General features: G+C 39.5%; 15 protein-coding genes. 14 read left to right on the top strand and 1 reads right to left on the bottom strand.

What is annotated here, in order from left to right:
• Positions 1 to 437 precede the first annotated feature (437 nt).
• From CALSC_RS05855 to CALSC_RS05790, 14 genes are all read left to right on the top strand, one after another.
• Positions 438 to 1,688 (top strand): glycosyltransferase, encoded by a 1,251-nt coding sequence (locus CALSC_RS05855; RefSeq protein ID WP_235006690.1) that lies wholly within the window; start codon positions 438 to 440, stop codon positions 1,686 to 1,688.
• 2 nt (positions 1,689 to 1,690) lie between these two features.
• Positions 1,691 to 3,145, top strand: coding sequence for a hypothetical protein (locus CALSC_RS05850; protein WP_088240461.1), 1,455 nt, complete (start codon positions 1,691 to 1,693; stop codon positions 3,143 to 3,145).
• Between the two features lie 51 nt (positions 3,146 to 3,196).
• Positions 3,197 to 4,366, top strand: a complete 1,170-nt coding sequence (locus tag CALSC_RS05845) for a glycosyltransferase family 4 protein (protein ID WP_088240460.1) — start codon at positions 3,197 to 3,199, stop codon at positions 4,364 to 4,366.
• Positions 4,367 to 4,395: 29 nt separating this feature from the next.
• Positions 4,396 to 5,541 carry a glycosyltransferase gene (locus tag CALSC_RS05840; protein ID WP_088240459.1) on the top strand — a complete coding sequence of 382 codons (1,146 nt, stop codon included), beginning with the start codon at positions 4,396 to 4,398 and terminating at the stop codon, positions 5,539 to 5,541.
• 24 nt (positions 5,542 to 5,565) lie between these two features.
• Complete coding sequence (locus tag CALSC_RS05835) at positions 5,566 to 6,744, top strand: glycosyltransferase (protein WP_088240458.1); 1,179 nt, start codon at positions 5,566 to 5,568, stop codon at positions 6,742 to 6,744.
• 17 nt (positions 6,745 to 6,761) lie between these two features.
• Positions 6,762 to 7,433 (top strand): class I SAM-dependent methyltransferase, encoded by a 672-nt coding sequence (locus CALSC_RS05830; protein WP_088240457.1) that lies wholly within the window; start codon positions 6,762 to 6,764, stop codon positions 7,431 to 7,433.
• A gap of 279 nt (positions 7,434 to 7,712) precedes the next feature.
• Positions 7,713 to 8,483 (top strand): glycosyltransferase family 2 protein, encoded by a 771-nt coding sequence (locus CALSC_RS05825; protein WP_088240456.1) that lies wholly within the window; start codon positions 7,713 to 7,715, stop codon positions 8,481 to 8,483.
• 40 nt (positions 8,484 to 8,523) lie between these two features.
• On the top strand, positions 8,524 to 9,189 hold the full coding sequence (locus CALSC_RS05820) for a class I SAM-dependent methyltransferase (protein ID WP_088240455.1): 666 nt from the start codon (positions 8,524 to 8,526) through the stop codon (positions 9,187 to 9,189).
• A 53-nt stretch (positions 9,190 to 9,242) separates the two neighbouring features.
• Positions 9,243 to 10,034 (top strand): DUF874 family protein, encoded by a 792-nt coding sequence (locus CALSC_RS05815; RefSeq protein ID WP_088240454.1) that lies wholly within the window; start codon positions 9,243 to 9,245, stop codon positions 10,032 to 10,034.
• Between the two features lie 225 nt (positions 10,035 to 10,259).
• Positions 10,260 to 12,032, top strand: coding sequence for a carbamoyltransferase family protein (locus CALSC_RS05810; protein ID WP_088240453.1), 1,773 nt, complete (start codon positions 10,260 to 10,262; stop codon positions 12,030 to 12,032).
• 308 nt (positions 12,033 to 12,340) lie between these two features.
• Positions 12,341 to 13,087 carry a Uma2 family endonuclease gene (locus CALSC_RS05805; protein WP_088240452.1) on the top strand — a complete coding sequence of 249 codons (747 nt, stop codon included), beginning with the start codon at positions 12,341 to 12,343 and terminating at the stop codon, positions 13,085 to 13,087.
• Between the two features lie 203 nt (positions 13,088 to 13,290).
• Entirely contained in the window at positions 13,291 to 14,763 is a 1,473-nt protein-coding gene (locus tag CALSC_RS05800; protein WP_088240451.1) for a TldD/PmbA family protein, read from the top strand.
• Positions 14,764 to 14,775: 12 nt separating this feature from the next.
• The gene (locus CALSC_RS05795; protein WP_088240450.1) at positions 14,776 to 15,156 is read left to right on the top strand and encodes a four helix bundle protein; all 381 of its coding nucleotides are present in this window, start codon (positions 14,776 to 14,778) and stop codon (positions 15,154 to 15,156) included.
• Positions 15,157 to 15,239: 83 nt separating this feature from the next.
• On the top strand, positions 15,240 to 16,580 hold the full coding sequence (locus CALSC_RS05790) for a TldD/PmbA family protein (protein ID WP_088240449.1): 1,341 nt from the start codon (positions 15,240 to 15,242) through the stop codon (positions 16,578 to 16,580).
• A gap of 147 nt (positions 16,581 to 16,727) precedes the next feature.
• On the opposite strand, the gene CALSC_RS05785 is transcribed toward CALSC_RS05790, so the two are convergent.
• Positions 16,728 to 17,123, bottom strand: a complete 396-nt coding sequence (locus tag CALSC_RS05785; RefSeq protein ID WP_088240448.1) for a DUF4189 domain-containing protein — start codon at positions 17,121 to 17,123, stop codon at positions 16,728 to 16,730.
• Positions 17,124 to 17,888: the final 765 nt, after the last annotated feature.

Genomic DNA, 17,888 nt, shown 5'->3' with positions numbered 1-17,888 from the left:
AAGTAAGTATGGATCTTATCTCTTTGCCCATTACTATAACTTGGGTACAAACTTTGAACCTATCTCACTATTCTAAAAATGCTTATTTACTTAAGTAAAATTTTCCAGAAAAGCTTGATTTTTTGTTTTTATCTTTAACAATATTTGAGCTTTTCAGCAAAAATATTATTAGTGGGATAGGTTCAAAATTAGCTGACGAAAATGGTCAAAGAATTCAAGACTACTTAGCTGAGTTTGGATACTACTGTCATTTCCTCACTCGTCAAGGTAAACCCTACAAGGTTTCTCAACTTCCAGATCATACTAATGGATTGTTCTTACCTTAATAAGTTTACAATCTAGCTATTATCGAAAATATTCAAAAAATTGTGCAGCGAGTTTTAATAGTAAGTCCACACTTCCCTCCGATCAACGCCCCCGATCATCAAAGGGTACGAATGTCTCTACCCTATTTTGAGGAATTTGGCTGGGAACCCCATGTTCTGAGTGTTAATCCAGAATATGTTGAGGGTGTGCAAGATTTGCTACTGGCAAAAACAATTCCTGATCGCATCCCTGTTACTTATACAAGAGCATTACCAGTCCAACAGACTCGGCAAATTGGCATAGGTAGCCTGGGTTTGAGAAGTTTTCCTTATTTGCAGCGAGTAGGCGCAAGCTTATTACAAGAGGGAAAATTTGATCTAGTCTATTTTTCTACCACGGTATTTACATCAATGGCTCTTGCTCTCAGATGGTACCGCAATTTTGGTGTTCCCTATGTCTTAGACTTTCAAGATCCTTGGCTGAGTGATTATCAAAAACAACCCGGAGCAGGTAAACCTCCTGGTGGTAGTTTCAAGTATGGATTTTCTCAATTGCAAGCAAAACTGCTAGAACCCAAAGCACTGAGTAAAGTCAGTCATGTGATTAGCGTTTCACCTGCCTATCCCAATACCCTGCAACAGCGATATCCTCACCTCAAGGCAGAACAGTTTACAGTCTTGCCCTTTGGTGCTTCAACAGCAGACTTTGAAGTACTTCCTTCCCTCCAGGTTCAACAATCAATATTCGATCCCAATGATGGTAAGCGTCACTGGGTATATGTTGGTCGGGGGGGCGATGATATGGCACTAGCGTTGCGAGGATTATTTTTAGGTATCAAGTCTCACCGCCAGCAAAATCCCCAATTGTGGCAAAATGTGCAACTACACTTTGTTGGTACTAGCTATGCTCCAGAAAACTTAGCAGTAAAAACCATAGAACCCATTGCCCAGGAACTGAGGGTTGGGGATTTAGTTACAGAGCATACCCAGCGCATTCCCTATTTTGAAGCTCTAAAAGTTCTTACAGATAGCGATGCAATTTTACTAACTGGTTCTAATGACCCTGGCTACACTGCTTCTAAACTCTATCCTTGCGTTTTAGCCCGTAAACCTATCTTTGCAATTTTTCATGCTCAAAGTTCTGTAGTTGATATCCTCAACAGTTGCCAAGCTGGTCGAGTTGTAACTTTTACTGCCAACACCCAACCAAAAGATTTACTACCTCAAGTAAACTATCAGCTAAATTGGTTGCTATCTATACCAAAAGCATATCAACCAGAAACAAATTGGTCAGCTTTTCACCCCTATACTGCACAGGAAATGACTCGTCAGCAGTGTAATATTTTTGACAAGTGTCTTGTCACCACAAAGGAAAGTAAGTGACTATGAACCAGTTCTTGCAAACCTCAAATCAATATGCTTCCCTGCCAAATCTTGCACACTTGCAACGACGACAATTACTCAAGGTATTTTGGCTATTGGCTCTGGGACTGTTTATATATGAACTCTTTTGGACTGAGACAAGTTCCCTAGTCACTAATTTTGGATCAATCTTAATCACTGCTGCGGCACTATTACCCAGTTACCTTTGGTGCTCTGGTAAAGCATTGGGAATGCCAATTTTTCCTTTATTCGCATTGACATATATTTGGACTTATGCATTGCCTTTGGTCACTAAGCATCCTAAGGCTATAACCTATTCTCCTGCAAGTCATTTATTTGCTAGTTTTACTGTTGCAGTATTTTTGGGATTAGGAACTATTATTTGGTTTAGATTTGTCAAATCTCCTCCGCCTTTACCTAAATCATATCGTGCTTTAAGCAGTCAAAAGGGCGATGTATTTTTCTTATTTGTTTTAGTAATCAGTATTTTCTTTAATATTGCAAATACTGGAGGGTGGCTGTTTCTATTTTTGTACGGAGGTATCTTTACTGCTGTTCGTGCTGCAATTTTAGGGCTGACAGTTTTAGCGAGTTTTGTACTGGCATATCAATTAGGGACTCAAGAATTATCAAAAAGTAAGTCTAGATTATTTTTAATTTTGCTGATTACCTACATGGTGACAGATGCAGTCAGCTTACTTTTAGTAGGTGCAGCTTCTACTTTTTTAGTTGCTACAGTTGCATTTATTATTGGCAGACAAAAAATATCTGTTTTACCAATTGTGATTGCCCTGATTTGCTTTTCATTTTTGCACTCTGGTAAAGCAGAAATGCGAGCAAAGTATTGGTTTGGAAACCAACCTGCTTATGTGCAAGTTTGGCAATATCCTAGCTGGTTTGTAAAATGGGCAGGTCATAGCTGGGATTACTTTAATAAACAAGATGATTTATCTACATCTTCAAAGAAACAATCTTTTTTAGAACGTTCTAGTGTTATTCACTTGTTTCTTCTTGCTCAAGATAAAAGTCCTGAATCTATTCCCTACCTACATGGGAAAACATACGCAATTCTCCCGCAATTATTAGTACCCCGCATTTTCAACCCCAAGAAAATTCGCAGTCACGAAGGAACGTATCTTTTAAACATTCACTACGGATTACAGACCCGCGAAGCAACGTATACTACTACTATTGGCTGGGGGTTATTAGCTGAAAGTTATGCCAACTTTGGTTTACTTGGTTGTACTGGATTAGCAATTGTTTTAGGAACTGCCTATGGAAAAATTACCCGTTGGAGCATCAATGCACCGATTCTTTCAACCCAATCCCTGTTTACGGTACTCTTTTTGGCGTATGCCTTTCAGACTGAGTGGTCAGCTGGGGTATATGTCGCTGCTTTAGCTCAATCCAGTGTGGTGATTGTTGGCATTGTAGTGTTTTTAATGCAAACTTATTGAGTTCCTCAACCCCAGGTGATCGCTTATGACCCATATCAAGTCTAATTGGGTATGACAAAGTTAGCAATTATTATCTCCCATCCAATTCAGTACTATGCTCCCTGGTTCTGTTATTTAGCTAATAATACTGCTTTAAATATTAAAGTCTTTTATCTCTGGAATTTTGGTGTTACAAAGCAGGTTGATGTCGGTTTCCAACAGTCACTTGAGTGGGATATCCCTTTACTGACTGGGTATGATTATGAATTTGTCCCTAATGTCAGTTCCGCTCCCGGAACCCATCATTTTTGGGGTTTGCAAAATCCATCTTTAGTTTCCCAGGTGAGGGCTGATAATCCAGATGCTGTGCTGTTGATGAGTTATAACTACGCTAGCCTCTACCGCTTTCTATGGAGCTGGAATACTCGTCAAATTCCATTACTGTTTCGGGGAGATTCCCATCGACTGCTTGCAACTACTGGTATCAAAGCTTGGTTAAGGCAGCAGTGGATTACTCAAATCTATCGTCGTTTTGCGGCTTGTCTGTATGTGGGTAAAGCAAATTATGAGTACTTCCGTTATCATGGCGTTGCTCAACAGCGTTTGTTTTTTTCTCCCCATGCTGTAGAAAACGATCGCTTCTTGAGTCAAACTGAAAGTGCAACCCATCAGGCGATCGCTTGGAAACGAGAATTAGGTATCCCAGAGCATCATGGAGTAGTTCTATTTGCTGGTAAATTTGAATCTACAAAACGTCCTCTGGATTTGCTTCATGCCTTTTTAGATTCCCATCTAGATGATGTCTCTTTGTTGTTTGTTGGTAGTGGTTCCCTTGAACAAGAACTGAAAGCATTAGCAACAGGACAATCCAATATTTACTTCGCTCCCTTTCAAAATCAAAGCTTAATGCCCCGTACTTACGCAACAGCAGATTTAGTTGTCCTACCTAGCTACGGTGAAACCTGGGGACTAGTTATCAATGAAGCCATGTGTATGGCTCGTCCAGTAATTGTTAGCACCCATGTAGGTTGTGCCCATGACCTAATTCATCCAAATCAAAATGGTTTGAAATTTCCAGCAGGAGATGTATCTAGCCTGGCTCATTCTTTAAAAGAAGCTTTTTCAGACCGAAAACGATTACAAAATTGGGGAGAAAAAAGCCGTAGTATTGTTTCTCAGTATAGTTATACCCAGGCAACTCAGGGACTAATGCAGGCACTGAACTATATTAAGGAAGTATAACTAGACAACAGCAGTTACCGCGAGGTTTTATGAAGTTTCATCTCTGGATACCAAATCTGTTTGGTTTTAAGGGCGGTATCCAAGTTTACTCATCATTTTTTTTACAAGCCTTACAAAACCTCTATCCCCATGATCAGCACCATGTTTTTATTAAACATGATATACAGGCTTTACCAAATCCAAATATTGTCTATTTACCAGAAACTAGATTCCACTTTGCTGGAAGATTGCCCCTAAAACTTCGCACACCAATTTTTGCAGCTCAAATTATAGGACAAGGTCTTCTCCAACGACCTGATTTAATTATTACAACACACCTCAATTTTACCGTTGCTGCTCATTTGCTTAAACGCCTAACAGGTATTCCTTATTGGACTATTGCTCATGGTATAGAAGCGTGGAATATTCAAAATCCGGAATTACAAGTTGCTCTGCGTAATGCAGATCGTATTCTTGCAGTCAGTAACTTTACACGCGATCGCCTGCTCAAGGAACAAAACCTCGATCCTAAAAAAATTTCTCTCTTACCCAATACTTTTAACACACAACGATTTCAAATTACTAGTAAACCAACTCACCTCTTACAGCGATATGGTTTAACTCCTGAGCAGCCCATTATCCTCACAGTTGCTCGACTTTCTCAAACAGAAAAATACAAAGGTTACGACAAACTTCTTCATGCCTTACCTTTAATCCGTAAGGTTATTCCAGATATTCATTATATTCTAGTTGGTAAAGGAGATGATTTACCCCGGATTCGAGAAGTCATTGCCGAACTCCAAATTCAAGATTTTGTTACCTTAACTGGTTTCATCCCTGACGAAGAATTGGGCGATCATTATAATCTCTGTGATGTATTCGCCATGCCTAGCAAAAAAGAAGGATTTGGTATAGTTTACCTAGAAGCTTTGGCTTGTGGCAAGCCAGTTTTAGGAGGTAATCAAGATGGGGCAATTGATGCTCTTTGCCATGGTGAATTGGGAGCGCTTGTGAATCCAGATGAGATAGAGGTAATAGCCCAAACTCTAATGAAAATCCTGCAAAAATGCTATCCCAATCCCCTTGTTTATCAACCAGAAATGTTGCGAAAAAAGGTTATTTCTCAATTTGGATTTGCAAGTTTTCAAAATACTCTTTGTAGTTATCTAAAACACTATTTTCGGACTTCAATCTAACAATACCTGAATAAAAATCTCACAATGAGAATCCTCCATATAATTCCTTCCGTCGCACTATTACGGGGAGGTCCCAGTCAAGCAGTACTAGAAATGGTTAAAGCGCTGAGGGATAATGATATTGATGCTGAAATTGCTACTACTAATGATAACGGAGTTGATTTATTAGACGTACCTCTAGGAGAACGCACAGAATATCAACAGGTTCCTGTGTGGTTTTTTCCTCGCTTTTCTCCTCCACTTCATGCAGTCAGAGGATTTGCTTTTTCTGGGAAATTTACAACTTGGTTATGGCAATCAATACATCAGTATGACTTGATACACGTTCATGCGATTTTTTCCTATGCTTCTACCGCAGCAATGGCGAACGCTCGCTTGCAAAAAGTTCCTTACATAGTTAGACCTTTAGGACAACTTTGTAAATGGTCTTTACAGCAAAGCGCACGCAAAAAGCAAATTTATCTCAAGCTTATAGAAAAAGCTAATCTCAATCATAGTCAAGGAATTCACTTTACTTCTGAGCAAGAAAAACAAGAAGCTTCCCAGTTAAATTTAACTTCCCCTAGTTTTATTATTCCTCATGGACTTTCTATTCCAGCAAAAATACCTGATGCACGTCAACGTTTGCGTCAACACTTTAATTTACCACTACTAGATGAACCGATTATTTTATTTTTGTCTCGGCTACACCCTAAAAAAGGATTAGACTATTTAATTCCTGCATTAAGCAAGTTATCCAATTATAGGTTTACATTTATTTTAGCTGGTAGTGGAGAACCAGATTATGAAAGTGAAATTAAATCTCTGATAGCCGCTCTAGGTATTGAAGAACGTACCTATTTTACTGGATTTGTTAAAGGAGAATTGAAAGATTTATTATTACAAGGAGCAAACTTATTTGTTCTGACTTCTTATTCAGAAAATTTTGGGATATCAGTTTTGGAATCTCTAGCTATAGGTTTACCAGTTTTAATTACATCTGGTGTTGCTTTGGCTGATATGGTTAAACAAAAACAAATTGGCTATGTTACAGAACTTGATGTTGATGAAATTGCAAATGCTATTGATACTTTCCTGAATGATCCTCAAGTAGGAAAAGTAATGGGTGACAATGCTTGTCAATTTATTGCTGAGCAATATAGTTGGCATTACATAGCAAAGAAAATAATTGTAACTTACAAAAAAATAATTGATTACAGATAATAAATAGGAGATTTAATATGATACCTCGACCCTTAAAATCTGTTTACTATTTTGCTTTAAGATACCCGATGTATTTGAATGCCTGGTTTTATAAAAGAATTAGATGCCCTTCATCTGGGCTCAAAGTTCACCTTGGTCCAGGACAAGAAAATTATTTATTGGGTTGGGTGAACTTAGATGCTAATTTTATCACAGCAAAAGTTGATTTATGGGCGGACATTTGCCATCCTTTACCATTTCAGGATGGCTCTGTAGATATATTTTACGCAAACCATGTTATTGAGCACTTACCTGATACAATTTTACCCACTAAATTCGAGGAACTGTTTAAGGCTCTACGCTCTGGGGGTGGTATTAGAATAGGTGTACCCCATTTGGGTAATGCTTGTCGTAAATATCTTGAGAAAGATTATGGTTGGTTTTCTGATTTTCCAGACAAAAAAGATAGTATTGGTGGAAGATTCACTAACTTTATATATTGTCGAGGAGAGCATTTAACTGCTTTAGATGAGAGTTATTTAGGTGAATTAGCTACAAATGCCGGATTTGTAGATATTAAATATTGTCTCACCTCTAAAGAAACTAATCTTTCTGATATTGGTATTGATTCAGATGTTCTCTCTTTGGAGTCTGGAGAATCAGATTTCAATTACCCCCATACAGTTATAATTGAAGCTAGAAAACCATAGCAGCTTGTTATTTACTTTAAGGCTCTTCAGTAAGGTTATTCAGTACGTATTATGCTAAAAGTGTTTATCAAAAACTCAAAATTCAAGCTATACAATGGACACATACTTTAATTGTTAACAGGAACTAGGAACTATCTTTTTAAGCATTCTGGGCATTTAAGCTTTAATCTCAAAGCTTAATTTTAGTTTTCACTAATAGTTTGGCATAACAGTTACTGAAGAACCTACTTTAATTAATTATCTCTCAATCAAAATCATCCATTTACATCTCTTGTCCTAATGCTAGAGAGAATTACCCCTCTCATCCTCACCTACAACGAGTCACCCAACATTGATCGCACTATCCAGCATCTCACTTGGGCAAAAAAAATAGTAGTTATTGATAGCTATAGTAATGACAAAACCCTAGAAATTCTCCATTCCTATCCACAGGTACAGATATTTCAACGAGAATTTGACACCCATACTCACCAGTGGAATTACGGTTTAGAACAAGTAAAATCTCAGTGGGTACTTTCCCTGGATGCAGACTATATAGTCACAGATGAATTAATTAATTCAATCAAGGAATTATCTGCTGAAGATACGGACATAGATGGTTATTTTGCCAAGTTCAAATATTGTGTCCTCGGGAAACCATTGCGGGGTAGTATACTCCCTCCTCGTCAAATTCTCTTTAGAAAAGACAAATCAATTTACATTGATGATGGACATACCCAACTTTTGGAGGTTAAAGGTCAGTCCACAATATTATCTGGTTACATCCACCATGATGATCGCAAACCCCTAAGTCGTTGGTTATGGGCACAAGACCGTTATATGATTATTGAGGCGAAGAAACTGCTCGAGACACCCAAGAGTGAACTTAGTTTAAGCGATCGCATCCGCAAACAAAAAATTCTCGCTCCCTTTGTTGTCTTATTCTACTGCCTCATTCTCAAAGGTGGTATCTTTGATGGTTGGCATGGTTGGTATTATGCATTTCAACGAATGTTAGCAGAAATACTACTAGCAATTCGGATTATGGAAGCGGAAAAACTCAAAATATAATTTTAATTTCATTTTTTGTTATTTCATTAGTCATTGTCTTATGTCTAATTCTTTATATGTGCAGTATGGTTGTGGCTTATGTGCACCTGATAATTGGTACAATTTTGATGCATCACCAAATCTTTGGTTAGAGAGGTTTCCAGTTTTTGGTCGTTTATATGCTGGTAGGAAAAATTTGGGAGGTAAAAGAATTCGCCAAAGGTTTCCTAGCAATATACAGTACGGTGATATTGTTAGAGGGCTACCTATTGAGGCAAACTCTTGTTGTGGAGTTTATGCCAGTCATGTTTTAGAACACCTATCTTTGGAAGACTTTCGAGTAGCATTGGTAAATACCTACAAAATACTGAAGCCAAATGGTATTTTCAGGCTAGTTGTTCCAGATCTTGAAGTTATTGCAAGACATTATATATCTTCTCATTCCTCAAATGCTGCCATAGAGTTTTTTAATGCAACTGGTTTAGGAATACGTAATCGACCAAAAGGATTAAGTGCAGTGACTCAGGCAATTTTAGGGAATGGTGGTCATTTATGGATGTGGGATTACAAGTCACTAAAATATAAATTAGAAGTGCAAGGCTTTGTAGAAATTAGAAGAGCTGAATTTAACGATTCAGCTGATTCTAATTTTTCAATTGTGGAGGACTCAGGAAGATTTGTTAATTCAGTTGCAGTGGAGTGTAAAAAGCCATGTCATCAGTCTTGAAATCAGGGAATTATCATAGGAAAAATACATAACTGTAGCGATCGCTCTTTACCATGACACTCTCGCAAGTCCAGCCACACAATACCCTACCCCCCATCACCTGGGAAAAACTACCAGCAGATTTCCCCCTACCAGATGAACCTGTGGAAAGTAACCTGCAACCCCTACTAGCTGGTGCTCTACTAGAATCTCTAGAATTGGCTGACTTAATTCTAGAATCAATGATTATTGCTACCAATTTTGGTATTTGTGCCACAGTTGGTGATAAAACTGTTGTCAAAGCTCCTGATTGGGTTTATGTTCCCTCAGTGAAGCCTTTACCTCCAGGGGAAATTCGTCGTAGCTACACTCCCCATGCTGAAGGAGAAAACCCCACCATTGTCATGGAATTTATCTCCGCTACGGAAGGGACTGAATATTCTATTAATCCCCATTATCCCTATGGCAAGTGGTATTTTTACGAACAAATTGTACAAGTTCCCACTTACGTAATTTTCCATCCTCAGACTCCAATTTTAGCAGTCTACAAGTTGGTCAATGGTAAGTACGAGGAACAATCCCCAGATGAAAATCAACGCTTTTGGATAGAAATTTTGGGCTTATTTCTGGGTATGTGGATGGGGAGAAAAGCAGAATTTGCAGGCTATTGGTTACGCTGGTGGGATAAATCGGGAAATTTATTACCTTGGGGAGTTGAGTTGGTTGAGCAAGAACCCCAAAGGACAGAACAGGAACGTCAACGAGCAGAGCAAGAACGCCAACGAGCAGAGCAAGCCGAACAAAAGGCTGTTAAGTTAGCTGAAAGACTTCGGATGATGGGGATTGATCCAGAAGAGATTTCGTAAACTATTAAGGCATTATTAAAATTATCTATAGCGATCCTAAATCATTTTTGAGACACAAGATACCCGATTGTTTTAATAAATCTGGGATTTTGTACTCAGCTAAATCATATCATTACCCATTCGACTAGCGATCGCTTCTTCCCAATGAGAGAAAACACATGTATAGTGTACAACTTAAATAAGTAAGTCATTTTTTTGACACATTAATGGAGTATTAATATCAGTATGAATATCCTCGGAATTAACGCCTATCATGGCGATGCTTCAGCTTGCTTAATTCAAAATGGTAAATTAATTGCTGCTGTTGAAGAAGAAAGATTTAATAGAGTCAAGCATTGGGCTGGATTTCCCGCAGAATCTATCCGCTATTGTTTGCAAATTGGTGGGATTAATGCAACAGACTTAGAACATGTTGCAGTATCCTTCAATCCGAAAGCTAATCTCAATCAAAAGCTACTTTTTACCCTACAAAAGCGTCCTTCTCTCAAATCCCTCTTAGACAGATTTAATAAACAAAGCAAATCAACCAGTCTTAAGGAACAACTAGCCGAAGCTGGCAATTGTTCATCGTCAGATATTAAAGCTCAAATTCATAATTTAGAGCATCATAGCACTCACCTTGCCAGTGGTTTTTTTGTCTCTCCTTTTGAAGAAGCTGCAATTCTTTCCATTGACGGGATGGGAGATTTTGTCAGTACTCTCTCAGCTGCTGGAAGGGGTAATAAATTAGAATATTTTTCTCGTACCCACTATCCCCACTCTGTTGGCTATCTCTACAATGCCATTACTTTGTATCTGGGTTTTCCCGCTTATGGAGATGAATACAAAGTCATGGGGTTAGCACCATATGGGAAACCGGAATATGTGGAAGCCTTTCGTAAAATTATTTACCCAAAAGCAGACAGTTTTGAACTGAACCTGGACTATTTTACCCACCATACCCAAGGTATTGCTATGAATTGGGAAAGTGGTGCTCCCAGTGTTCAACCCTTCCACAGTCCGGAGTTGGAAAAGCTCTTGGGACCCGCAAGACAGCCTAAATCAGAGCTTACCTCTAAACATCAAAACATAGCTACTTCTTTACAGGTTGTAACTGAAGAAATTATTTTCCATATTCTCAATCATCTACACGATCGCTTCCCTAGTGATAATCTTTGTTTAGTTGGTGGTGTAGCAATGAATTCTGTGGCTAATGGTAAAATTACTCAACACACTCCCTTTAAAAATGTCTATACTCCTACAGGTGCTGCTGATAATGGCACTTGTTTTGGTGCAGCCTTCTATGTGTGGAATCAAATCTTAAAACAACCAAGGGAATTTGTCCTAGAGCATTCTTACTGGGGTTCAGAATTTTCCGATGAGGAATGTTTATTAGCACTACAAGAACATAACCTACAACCCAAGAAATTATCACAAAATGAACTTTTAAACCATGTAGTGAATGTTCTTTGTGATGGGAATGTAGTAGGTTGGTTCCAGGGGAGAATGGAATTTGGTGCGAGGGCTTTGGGAAATCGTTCCCTTCTAGCAGATCCCCGTCGTGCAGATATGCGAGATATCATCAACCTCAAAATCAAATTCCGGGAAAAGTTTCGTCCCTTTGCTCCCAGTATTCTCGAAGAACGGGTGAGTGAATTTTTTGAAGTCGATGCACCCGTACCCTTCATGGAAAAAGTCTTCAAAATTCGTCCCGAAAAAAGAGAATTGATTCCTGCTGTTACCCATGTGGATGGAACAGGGCGTTTACAGAGTGTAAAACACGGCACTAATCCTTTATATTGGAACTTGATTAATACCTTTGCTCAACGTACAGGTGTTCCTATTCTGCTGAACACATCCCTGAATGAGAATGAACCCATCGTTCGTACCCCAGCAGAAGCCATCAAATGCTTTTTGAGAACTAATATGGATGCTTTGGTATTGGGTTCCTATTATGTGGAACGCAGCGATATCAAACCGGAGTTAGTAGATGAAGTTGCTACTGTTGCCATCGGTTAGTTGATATTACTTAAGGACTGAAGTTGAAGTAATCAGTCAAAAATTGAGCGATCGCAATTGGGATTAGGAAATTTCCAGAATTAAAATTACCAGGCGATTACAAATTCCCCTTAGGGACGAAAGCCTTGCGCCTTTGTCATTGGTAAAATTATTTTCAGAAATCATCTTAATCAGTACAAATTATTGTGATCGCTAAAATATACTAAGTTGGGATGTACAATTAATTTAAATCCCGTTACCTGACAGACAAATAGAAAAGTTTAACGCTACTCTAGAGAGAGCAAAAGTCATTGGTCAGGAATCTGCCCATGTACCAAACAGATCCTCCTCTACCTCCCAAAAAAACCCTGCCCACGATGTATGATCTTCCCAGTGAAGATCCACAGGAGCCTGGTTTGCCTGACGAATTTCATATATATCAACCCCAACTATTGCGGGAAACCTTTCGTCCACCCACCTATCCCCAAGAGCAGGTTTTTGTCGCCAGTGACTTAAATCTTTACTACGACTCTCACCATACCCTGTGGTATAAAAGACCTGATTGGTTCGCAGTGGTTGGTAATTCCAGACTTTATGAAGAGAAAGATTTACGTTTAAGTTATGTAGTTTGGCAAGAGGGAGTTAATCCCTTTGTGGTGGTTGAGTTACTTTCCCCTGGTACAGAAAAGGAAGACTTAGGACAAAGTTTACGAGATGCGGAGCAACCGCCAACTAAATGGCAGGTTTACGAACAAATTTTACGTGTTCCTTATTACATTGTATTTGACCGCTACACAGATACACTAAAAGTATTTATTCTGCAAGCAGACCGTTACACTGAACTCAATCTGGAAGAAACCCGTATTTGGATGCCTACTTTAGAATTGGGTTTGGGACTTTGGCAAGGTAGTTACCAAGGTATTGAGCGGTTATGGTTACGGTGGTATGATGCTAATGGCAATTGGATGCCTACTCCAACAGAAGCGGAACGTCAACGTTCAGAAGAATTAGAAGTAAAAGCAGAACGTTTGGCAGCTAAATTGCAAGAATTGGGAATTAACCCGGAAGAATTATAGACTGTTTCAATACTAGATTATGTCGGGGGATGATATTGATCGCACACCTACATCCCTGATGAACAGTAACACGAAATTAACAATAGGAGCGATCGCAATATCACTACTTGGTAAACTGCTACGGTTTTTCTAGATTTGTTAGACTAATCACACCAGGATATTTCTAGTCAAATCTCCAATCGCGTCCGTAGAAGAGGCAATTTATGCTTACAAGTTCTCTACTTCTTTCTCAACAAATTCCCACTCTGCAATATTCCTCCACCCCAGAACGATTCGATGATACCTGGGAAGCGCCTCTGGCTACCCTTCTAGGATTAGGACGTGCTGCGGGTGCAGATTTTATTGAATTTTTCTTAGAGCGTGTTAACTATATTAGTTGTCTAGCAGAAGAGGACACTATTACTAGTATTACACCCCGTCTTTCCACAGGAGCAGGAGTCAGATTATTTTGCGGTAAGGCTGATTGCTATGTCAGCACCAATGATGTATCTTTTCCAGGATTGAAAGCGGCTTTAGAAAAAGGATTATCAATTTTAGGTTTAGATTTACCTGGCCCTAATGCTTTTATCCCCGAAATTAATCTAGAATTACTACGGGATTATGCCACTAAAAGAGGTAAGGATGCCTGGTTACCCCTGTGTAGTTCCATACAGGAAATGGGAGAAGTATTACTAGATGGAACTGTGCAATTACAACAAAAAGCCAGCCATGTACAATCCCGTCGCGCCTCTTATTTCCGGGATTGGCAAGAAGTATTAGTTGCTGCTAGTGATGGGACCTTTGCCCGTGATATCCGTCTTACCCAGTCCGTAGGATTTAATGTCCTTTGTGCTGATGGTAGTAATCGCAGTTCCATCGGCGAAAGAGCCGGGAACACTAGTGACCCCAATTTCCTCAAAACCTGGGATTATCAACAATCTGCGGAGAAAATTGCGGAATCTGCTGGTAAAATGCTTTACGCCGATTACGTGGAATCAGGTACTTACCCGATTATTATGGCGAATCATTTTGGTGGGGTAATTTTCCATGAGGCTTGCGGACACTTACTGGAAACGACTCAAATTGAGCGTAATACCTCTCCTTTCGCCGATAAAAAAGGTGAAAAGATTGCCCATGAAAGCTTAACTGCTTGGGATGAAGGACGGACTGACAATGCTTTCGGCACTATCGATATGGATGATGAGGGAATGCCAGCCCAAAGAACCCTATTAATTGAAAAAGGGGTGCTGAAGAATTTTTTGGCAGATAGAACCGGTTCTTGGCGTACCGGACATCCCAGAACTGGTAGCGGTAGGAGACAGGGTTTTACCTTTGCTGCGGCTAGTCGGATGCGGAATACATACATTGCACCAGGGGACTATTCTGTAGAGAATTTATTTGCTTCCGTTGATAAAGGCATTTACTGTAAGAAAATGGGTGGTGGTAGTGTTGGTGCTACTGGTCAATTTAACTTTGGTGTGGATGAAGCCTATTTAATTGAAAACGGTAAAATTACCAAGCCATTGAAGGGTGCAATTCTGATTGGTGAAGCCAAGGAAATTATGAATAAGATTTCCATGTGTTCCCAGGATATATCCCTAGCCCCTGGTTTTTGCGGATCTGTTAGTGGCAGTATTTATACAACCGTTGGACAACCTCATATTAAAGTTGATTCGATTACAGTTGGCGGAAGGTAAAAATTTTGGATTGTGAATGAAGAGCAATTTAAAAGTAGAACGAAGCAACTCCCATTGAGAGGGATTCGATTAGTTGAAGCACTTCCAAACAATATAACAGCTAATGTAATTGGTAAGCAGTTGTTGCGTTCTGCTACTTCTGTAGGCGCAAATTATCGAGCAGCATGTCGAGCAAAATCTACGGTGGATCTGATAGCTAAACTCAGTATTGTTGAAGAAGAAGCTGATGAAACTATTTATTGGCTAGAACTTCTGATTGAATCGAGCTTAATATCTTCAGAGAAACTCCAAGATTTGATACAAGAGACAAGCGAAATTTTAGCTATGACTGTTGCTTCTATCAAAACTCTACGACAAAAACAGCACTCATCACGTCCAAAATCTAGAATCTAAAATCGATTAATTCCTCAATCCAAAATCTAAAATCGAATAGTTCCTCAACCCAACATCCAAAATCTAAAATCTAAAATCGGGTAATGGCTAATATTAAAGAAATGGCAACTGCTGCCAAGGAAAGCGCTGCCAAGCTTGGCATTAACAAATTTGATATTTATGGTTCTACTGCTGATTCTAGCAGCGTACAAGTAGACCAAGGAGAACCTAAGCAAGTCAAGGCTTCCAACCTTTCTGGTGTGACTGTGCGGGTGTGGAATGAAAAAAATACTATGGGTATCACCAGCACTACGGATGTAGATGCTAAAGGACTGGAATTAGCTTTAAAAACTGCATATGAAGCTAGTTTCTTTGGTGTGAAGGAAAATGTTCCTGATTTTAGTCCTGAAGCAATAGTTCCAATTGACAGCACACCAGAAGAAAAAACTCCCCAAGTACCTATTTCCCAAGTCATAGAAAACTTGTTAGCAGCAGAGAAAGAAGTAATTGCTGCTCATCCAGCGATCGCAGGTGTACCTTATAATGGCTTATCACAAAGAGATATTGATAGATTTTATCTCAATAGTGAAGGAGCAATGAGGGCAGAATCCCACTCTTTGGCATCGATTTATCTTTTCAGTAAAACTGAAGAGTCAGGGAAAAAGCCCAGGAGTGCGGGCGCTTTCAGAATTAGCAAGGGTTTAAATGATTTAGATATTGATGGTTGTATCCAAGAAACAACAGAGAAAACCATCAGCCACTTAAATTATGAAAAAGTTAAATCTGGGAAGTATACAGTAGTTTTCTCCCCCGAAGCTTTTTTAAGTCTTTTAGGTGCTTTTTCTAATTTGTTCAATGCTCAAAGCATTCTAGATAAGCAAAGTCTTTCCACCCCTGATGATATAGGTAAGGAAATCGCTTCTCCTTTAATTTCAGTCTGCGATGATGCATTACATCCAGCCAATGTAGGTGCAGAAACCTTTGACGGGGAAGGAACTCCCACCCGCAAAACATCCCTGATTGAAAATGGGGTTTTAGCTAGTTTTCTTCACAGTGCTGGAACAGCAAAAAGGATGAATGCCAAACCCACTGGTAATGCCAATATTGGTGCTAAAGTTACCGTCAGCCCTAACTTTTACCATGTGTTTTCTAGCGCACCCGCAGAACAAGAATTAAGTCTGGAAACTGCGGAAAATGTGATTTTCATCGATGATTTGCAAGCTCTCCATGCAGGTGTCAAATCTTTACAAGGTTCTTTCTCACTACCATTTGATGGTTGGATTATCAATAAAGGTGTGAAAACTAGTATTGAGTCAGCAACGGTTGCAGGAGATTTTATGGAACTGTTGAAGTCAATTGTGTTTGTAGAAAAAGAAGCTGAGTTAACCCCTGGTGGAGTGTGTCCTAAAATCTGGATTGAGGGGCTTTCTATTACTGGGGAATGAGATCCCAATCTCCTTTGAATTGTAAAATTTAGTTGTTTCCAGATCCCCGATTTATTCTAGATGCCCTAGGGGCTTCCCTGAGTCTATAAATCGGGGATCTCATGTTTACAATTCGCAGACACAAATCACATCCAATTATTAGTAAAATTAACGGGGACAGATGACGCGACGGACTTTGCAAAAACGTCCTCGTTTGCTACATTCTACTAAAGCTCTTTGCACTGCTCGATCTCGACGAGTGTTCCATGCCCACCCATAACCTCGATTACTAGCTGTTGCTAAAGCAGCACAAGCATTGCGAACCCAAACAACTGGTTTACAATCTCCCGAACCGGAATAACGTTCACATTCTCTTGTGGCGCGTCTTTCAGCAGCTTTGCGCGTGGCATAGTTTGTTGACCAACCCATACCGCCTGTTCTTCTAGAATAGGCGATGGAACCATAGTTTGCAGATCCAGCTAGGGTTGTTTCTGCACCCACAACGATGAAGGGAATAGACAAGGCAACTGCTGTCGCTAGTTGTTTAAACTTGATTAATGTCATATCAGATACTCCTTTGATTATTTTGGCATTATTTCGGTTCTACTTGAAGCTTGCAAATTGACAATTTTGGCTTATCTGATATATTAATCAAATTCATCCTCCCCATTTTCTGAAATGAATTTGTTTTCTTTACATTTTGTAATAGATAACTAAGATATAAAAAATAGGGCAGGAAGAGGCAGGGGAGCAGGGAGCAGGGAGCAGGGAGCAGGGGAGCTGACACAAATAAATTTGGGGGTTTGTATCTTTTTCTTTTTAGGTCAATCTAAATAACAGCAGAAAACATACTGCTTGACGTACAAATGGTAATAGTTATTGACTATAAATAATAAAAAACAAGACCCCCAACTTTTTAAGAAGTTGAGGATCTTATACTTATCATTTCAGCTTAGAGTTATTGTTGGGAGGAATTATATCAAGTTCGGGAGATTACTTATTATTTGGTTCATGGTGCAAACAGCTTAAAATTCTTTCTCCCCCTGCACCTCTTCGGATTGCACCACTTGCTACAATGCGGTGAACCCTACGGGTTGCGCCACTTGACGGCAGTTGCTTTATGCCGGGGAACCCGTCCACCGCACTGCCTCCTTTATGCCGGGAAACCCGTCCACCGCAATGGCTTACCGTGCAACGCAGTGGCTTACCTGCACCCTTGTACTCTTAATCTTAAGTTTTTAACCGAATATAATATTATTTACCGGGACAGACGACATGACGGATTGTGCAGGAGCCTCCTCTTTTACTACATTCTTCTAAGGCCCTAAG

Source organism: Calothrix rhizosoleniae SC01 (assembly GCF_900185595.1).
GTDB classification, from domain to species: domain Bacteria; phylum Cyanobacteriota; class Cyanobacteriia; order Cyanobacteriales; family Nostocaceae; genus Calothrix_A; species Calothrix_A rhizosoleniae.
This window is presented reverse-complemented; position numbering and strand designations above follow the sequence as displayed.

Coding starts and splice junctions, on each gene's coding strand:
- CALSC_RS05830 (WP_088240457.1), top strand. CDS start 6,762: ATGATACCTCGACCCTTAAAATCTGTTTACTATTTTGCTTTAAGATAC.
- CALSC_RS05845 (WP_088240460.1), top strand. CDS start 3,197: ATGACAAAGTTAGCAATTATTATCTCCCATCCAATTCAGTACTATGCT.
- CALSC_RS05855 (WP_235006690.1), top strand. CDS start 438: ATGTCTCTACCCTATTTTGAGGAATTTGGCTGGGAACCCCATGTTCTG.
- CALSC_RS05820 (WP_088240455.1), top strand. CDS start 8,524: ATGTCTAATTCTTTATATGTGCAGTATGGTTGTGGCTTATGTGCACCT.
- CALSC_RS05810 (WP_088240453.1), top strand. CDS start 10,260: ATGAATATCCTCGGAATTAACGCCTATCATGGCGATGCTTCAGCTTGC.
- CALSC_RS05790 (WP_088240449.1), top strand. CDS start 15,240: ATGGCTAATATTAAAGAAATGGCAACTGCTGCCAAGGAAAGCGCTGCC.
- CALSC_RS05785 (WP_088240448.1), bottom strand. CDS start 17,123: ATGACATTAATCAAGTTTAAACAACTAGCGACAGCAGTTGCCTTGTCT.
- CALSC_RS05815 (WP_088240454.1), top strand. CDS start 9,243: ATGACACTCTCGCAAGTCCAGCCACACAATACCCTACCCCCCATCACC.
- CALSC_RS05850 (WP_088240461.1), top strand. CDS start 1,691: ATGAACCAGTTCTTGCAAACCTCAAATCAATATGCTTCCCTGCCAAAT.
- CALSC_RS05840 (WP_088240459.1), top strand. CDS start 4,396: ATGAAGTTTCATCTCTGGATACCAAATCTGTTTGGTTTTAAGGGCGGT.
- CALSC_RS05805 (WP_088240452.1), top strand. CDS start 12,341: ATGTACCAAACAGATCCTCCTCTACCTCCCAAAAAAACCCTGCCCACG.
- CALSC_RS05825 (WP_088240456.1), top strand. CDS start 7,713: ATGCTAGAGAGAATTACCCCTCTCATCCTCACCTACAACGAGTCACCC.
- CALSC_RS05800 (WP_088240451.1), top strand. CDS start 13,291: ATGCTTACAAGTTCTCTACTTCTTTCTCAACAAATTCCCACTCTGCAA.
- CALSC_RS05835 (WP_088240458.1), top strand. CDS start 5,566: ATGAGAATCCTCCATATAATTCCTTCCGTCGCACTATTACGGGGAGGT.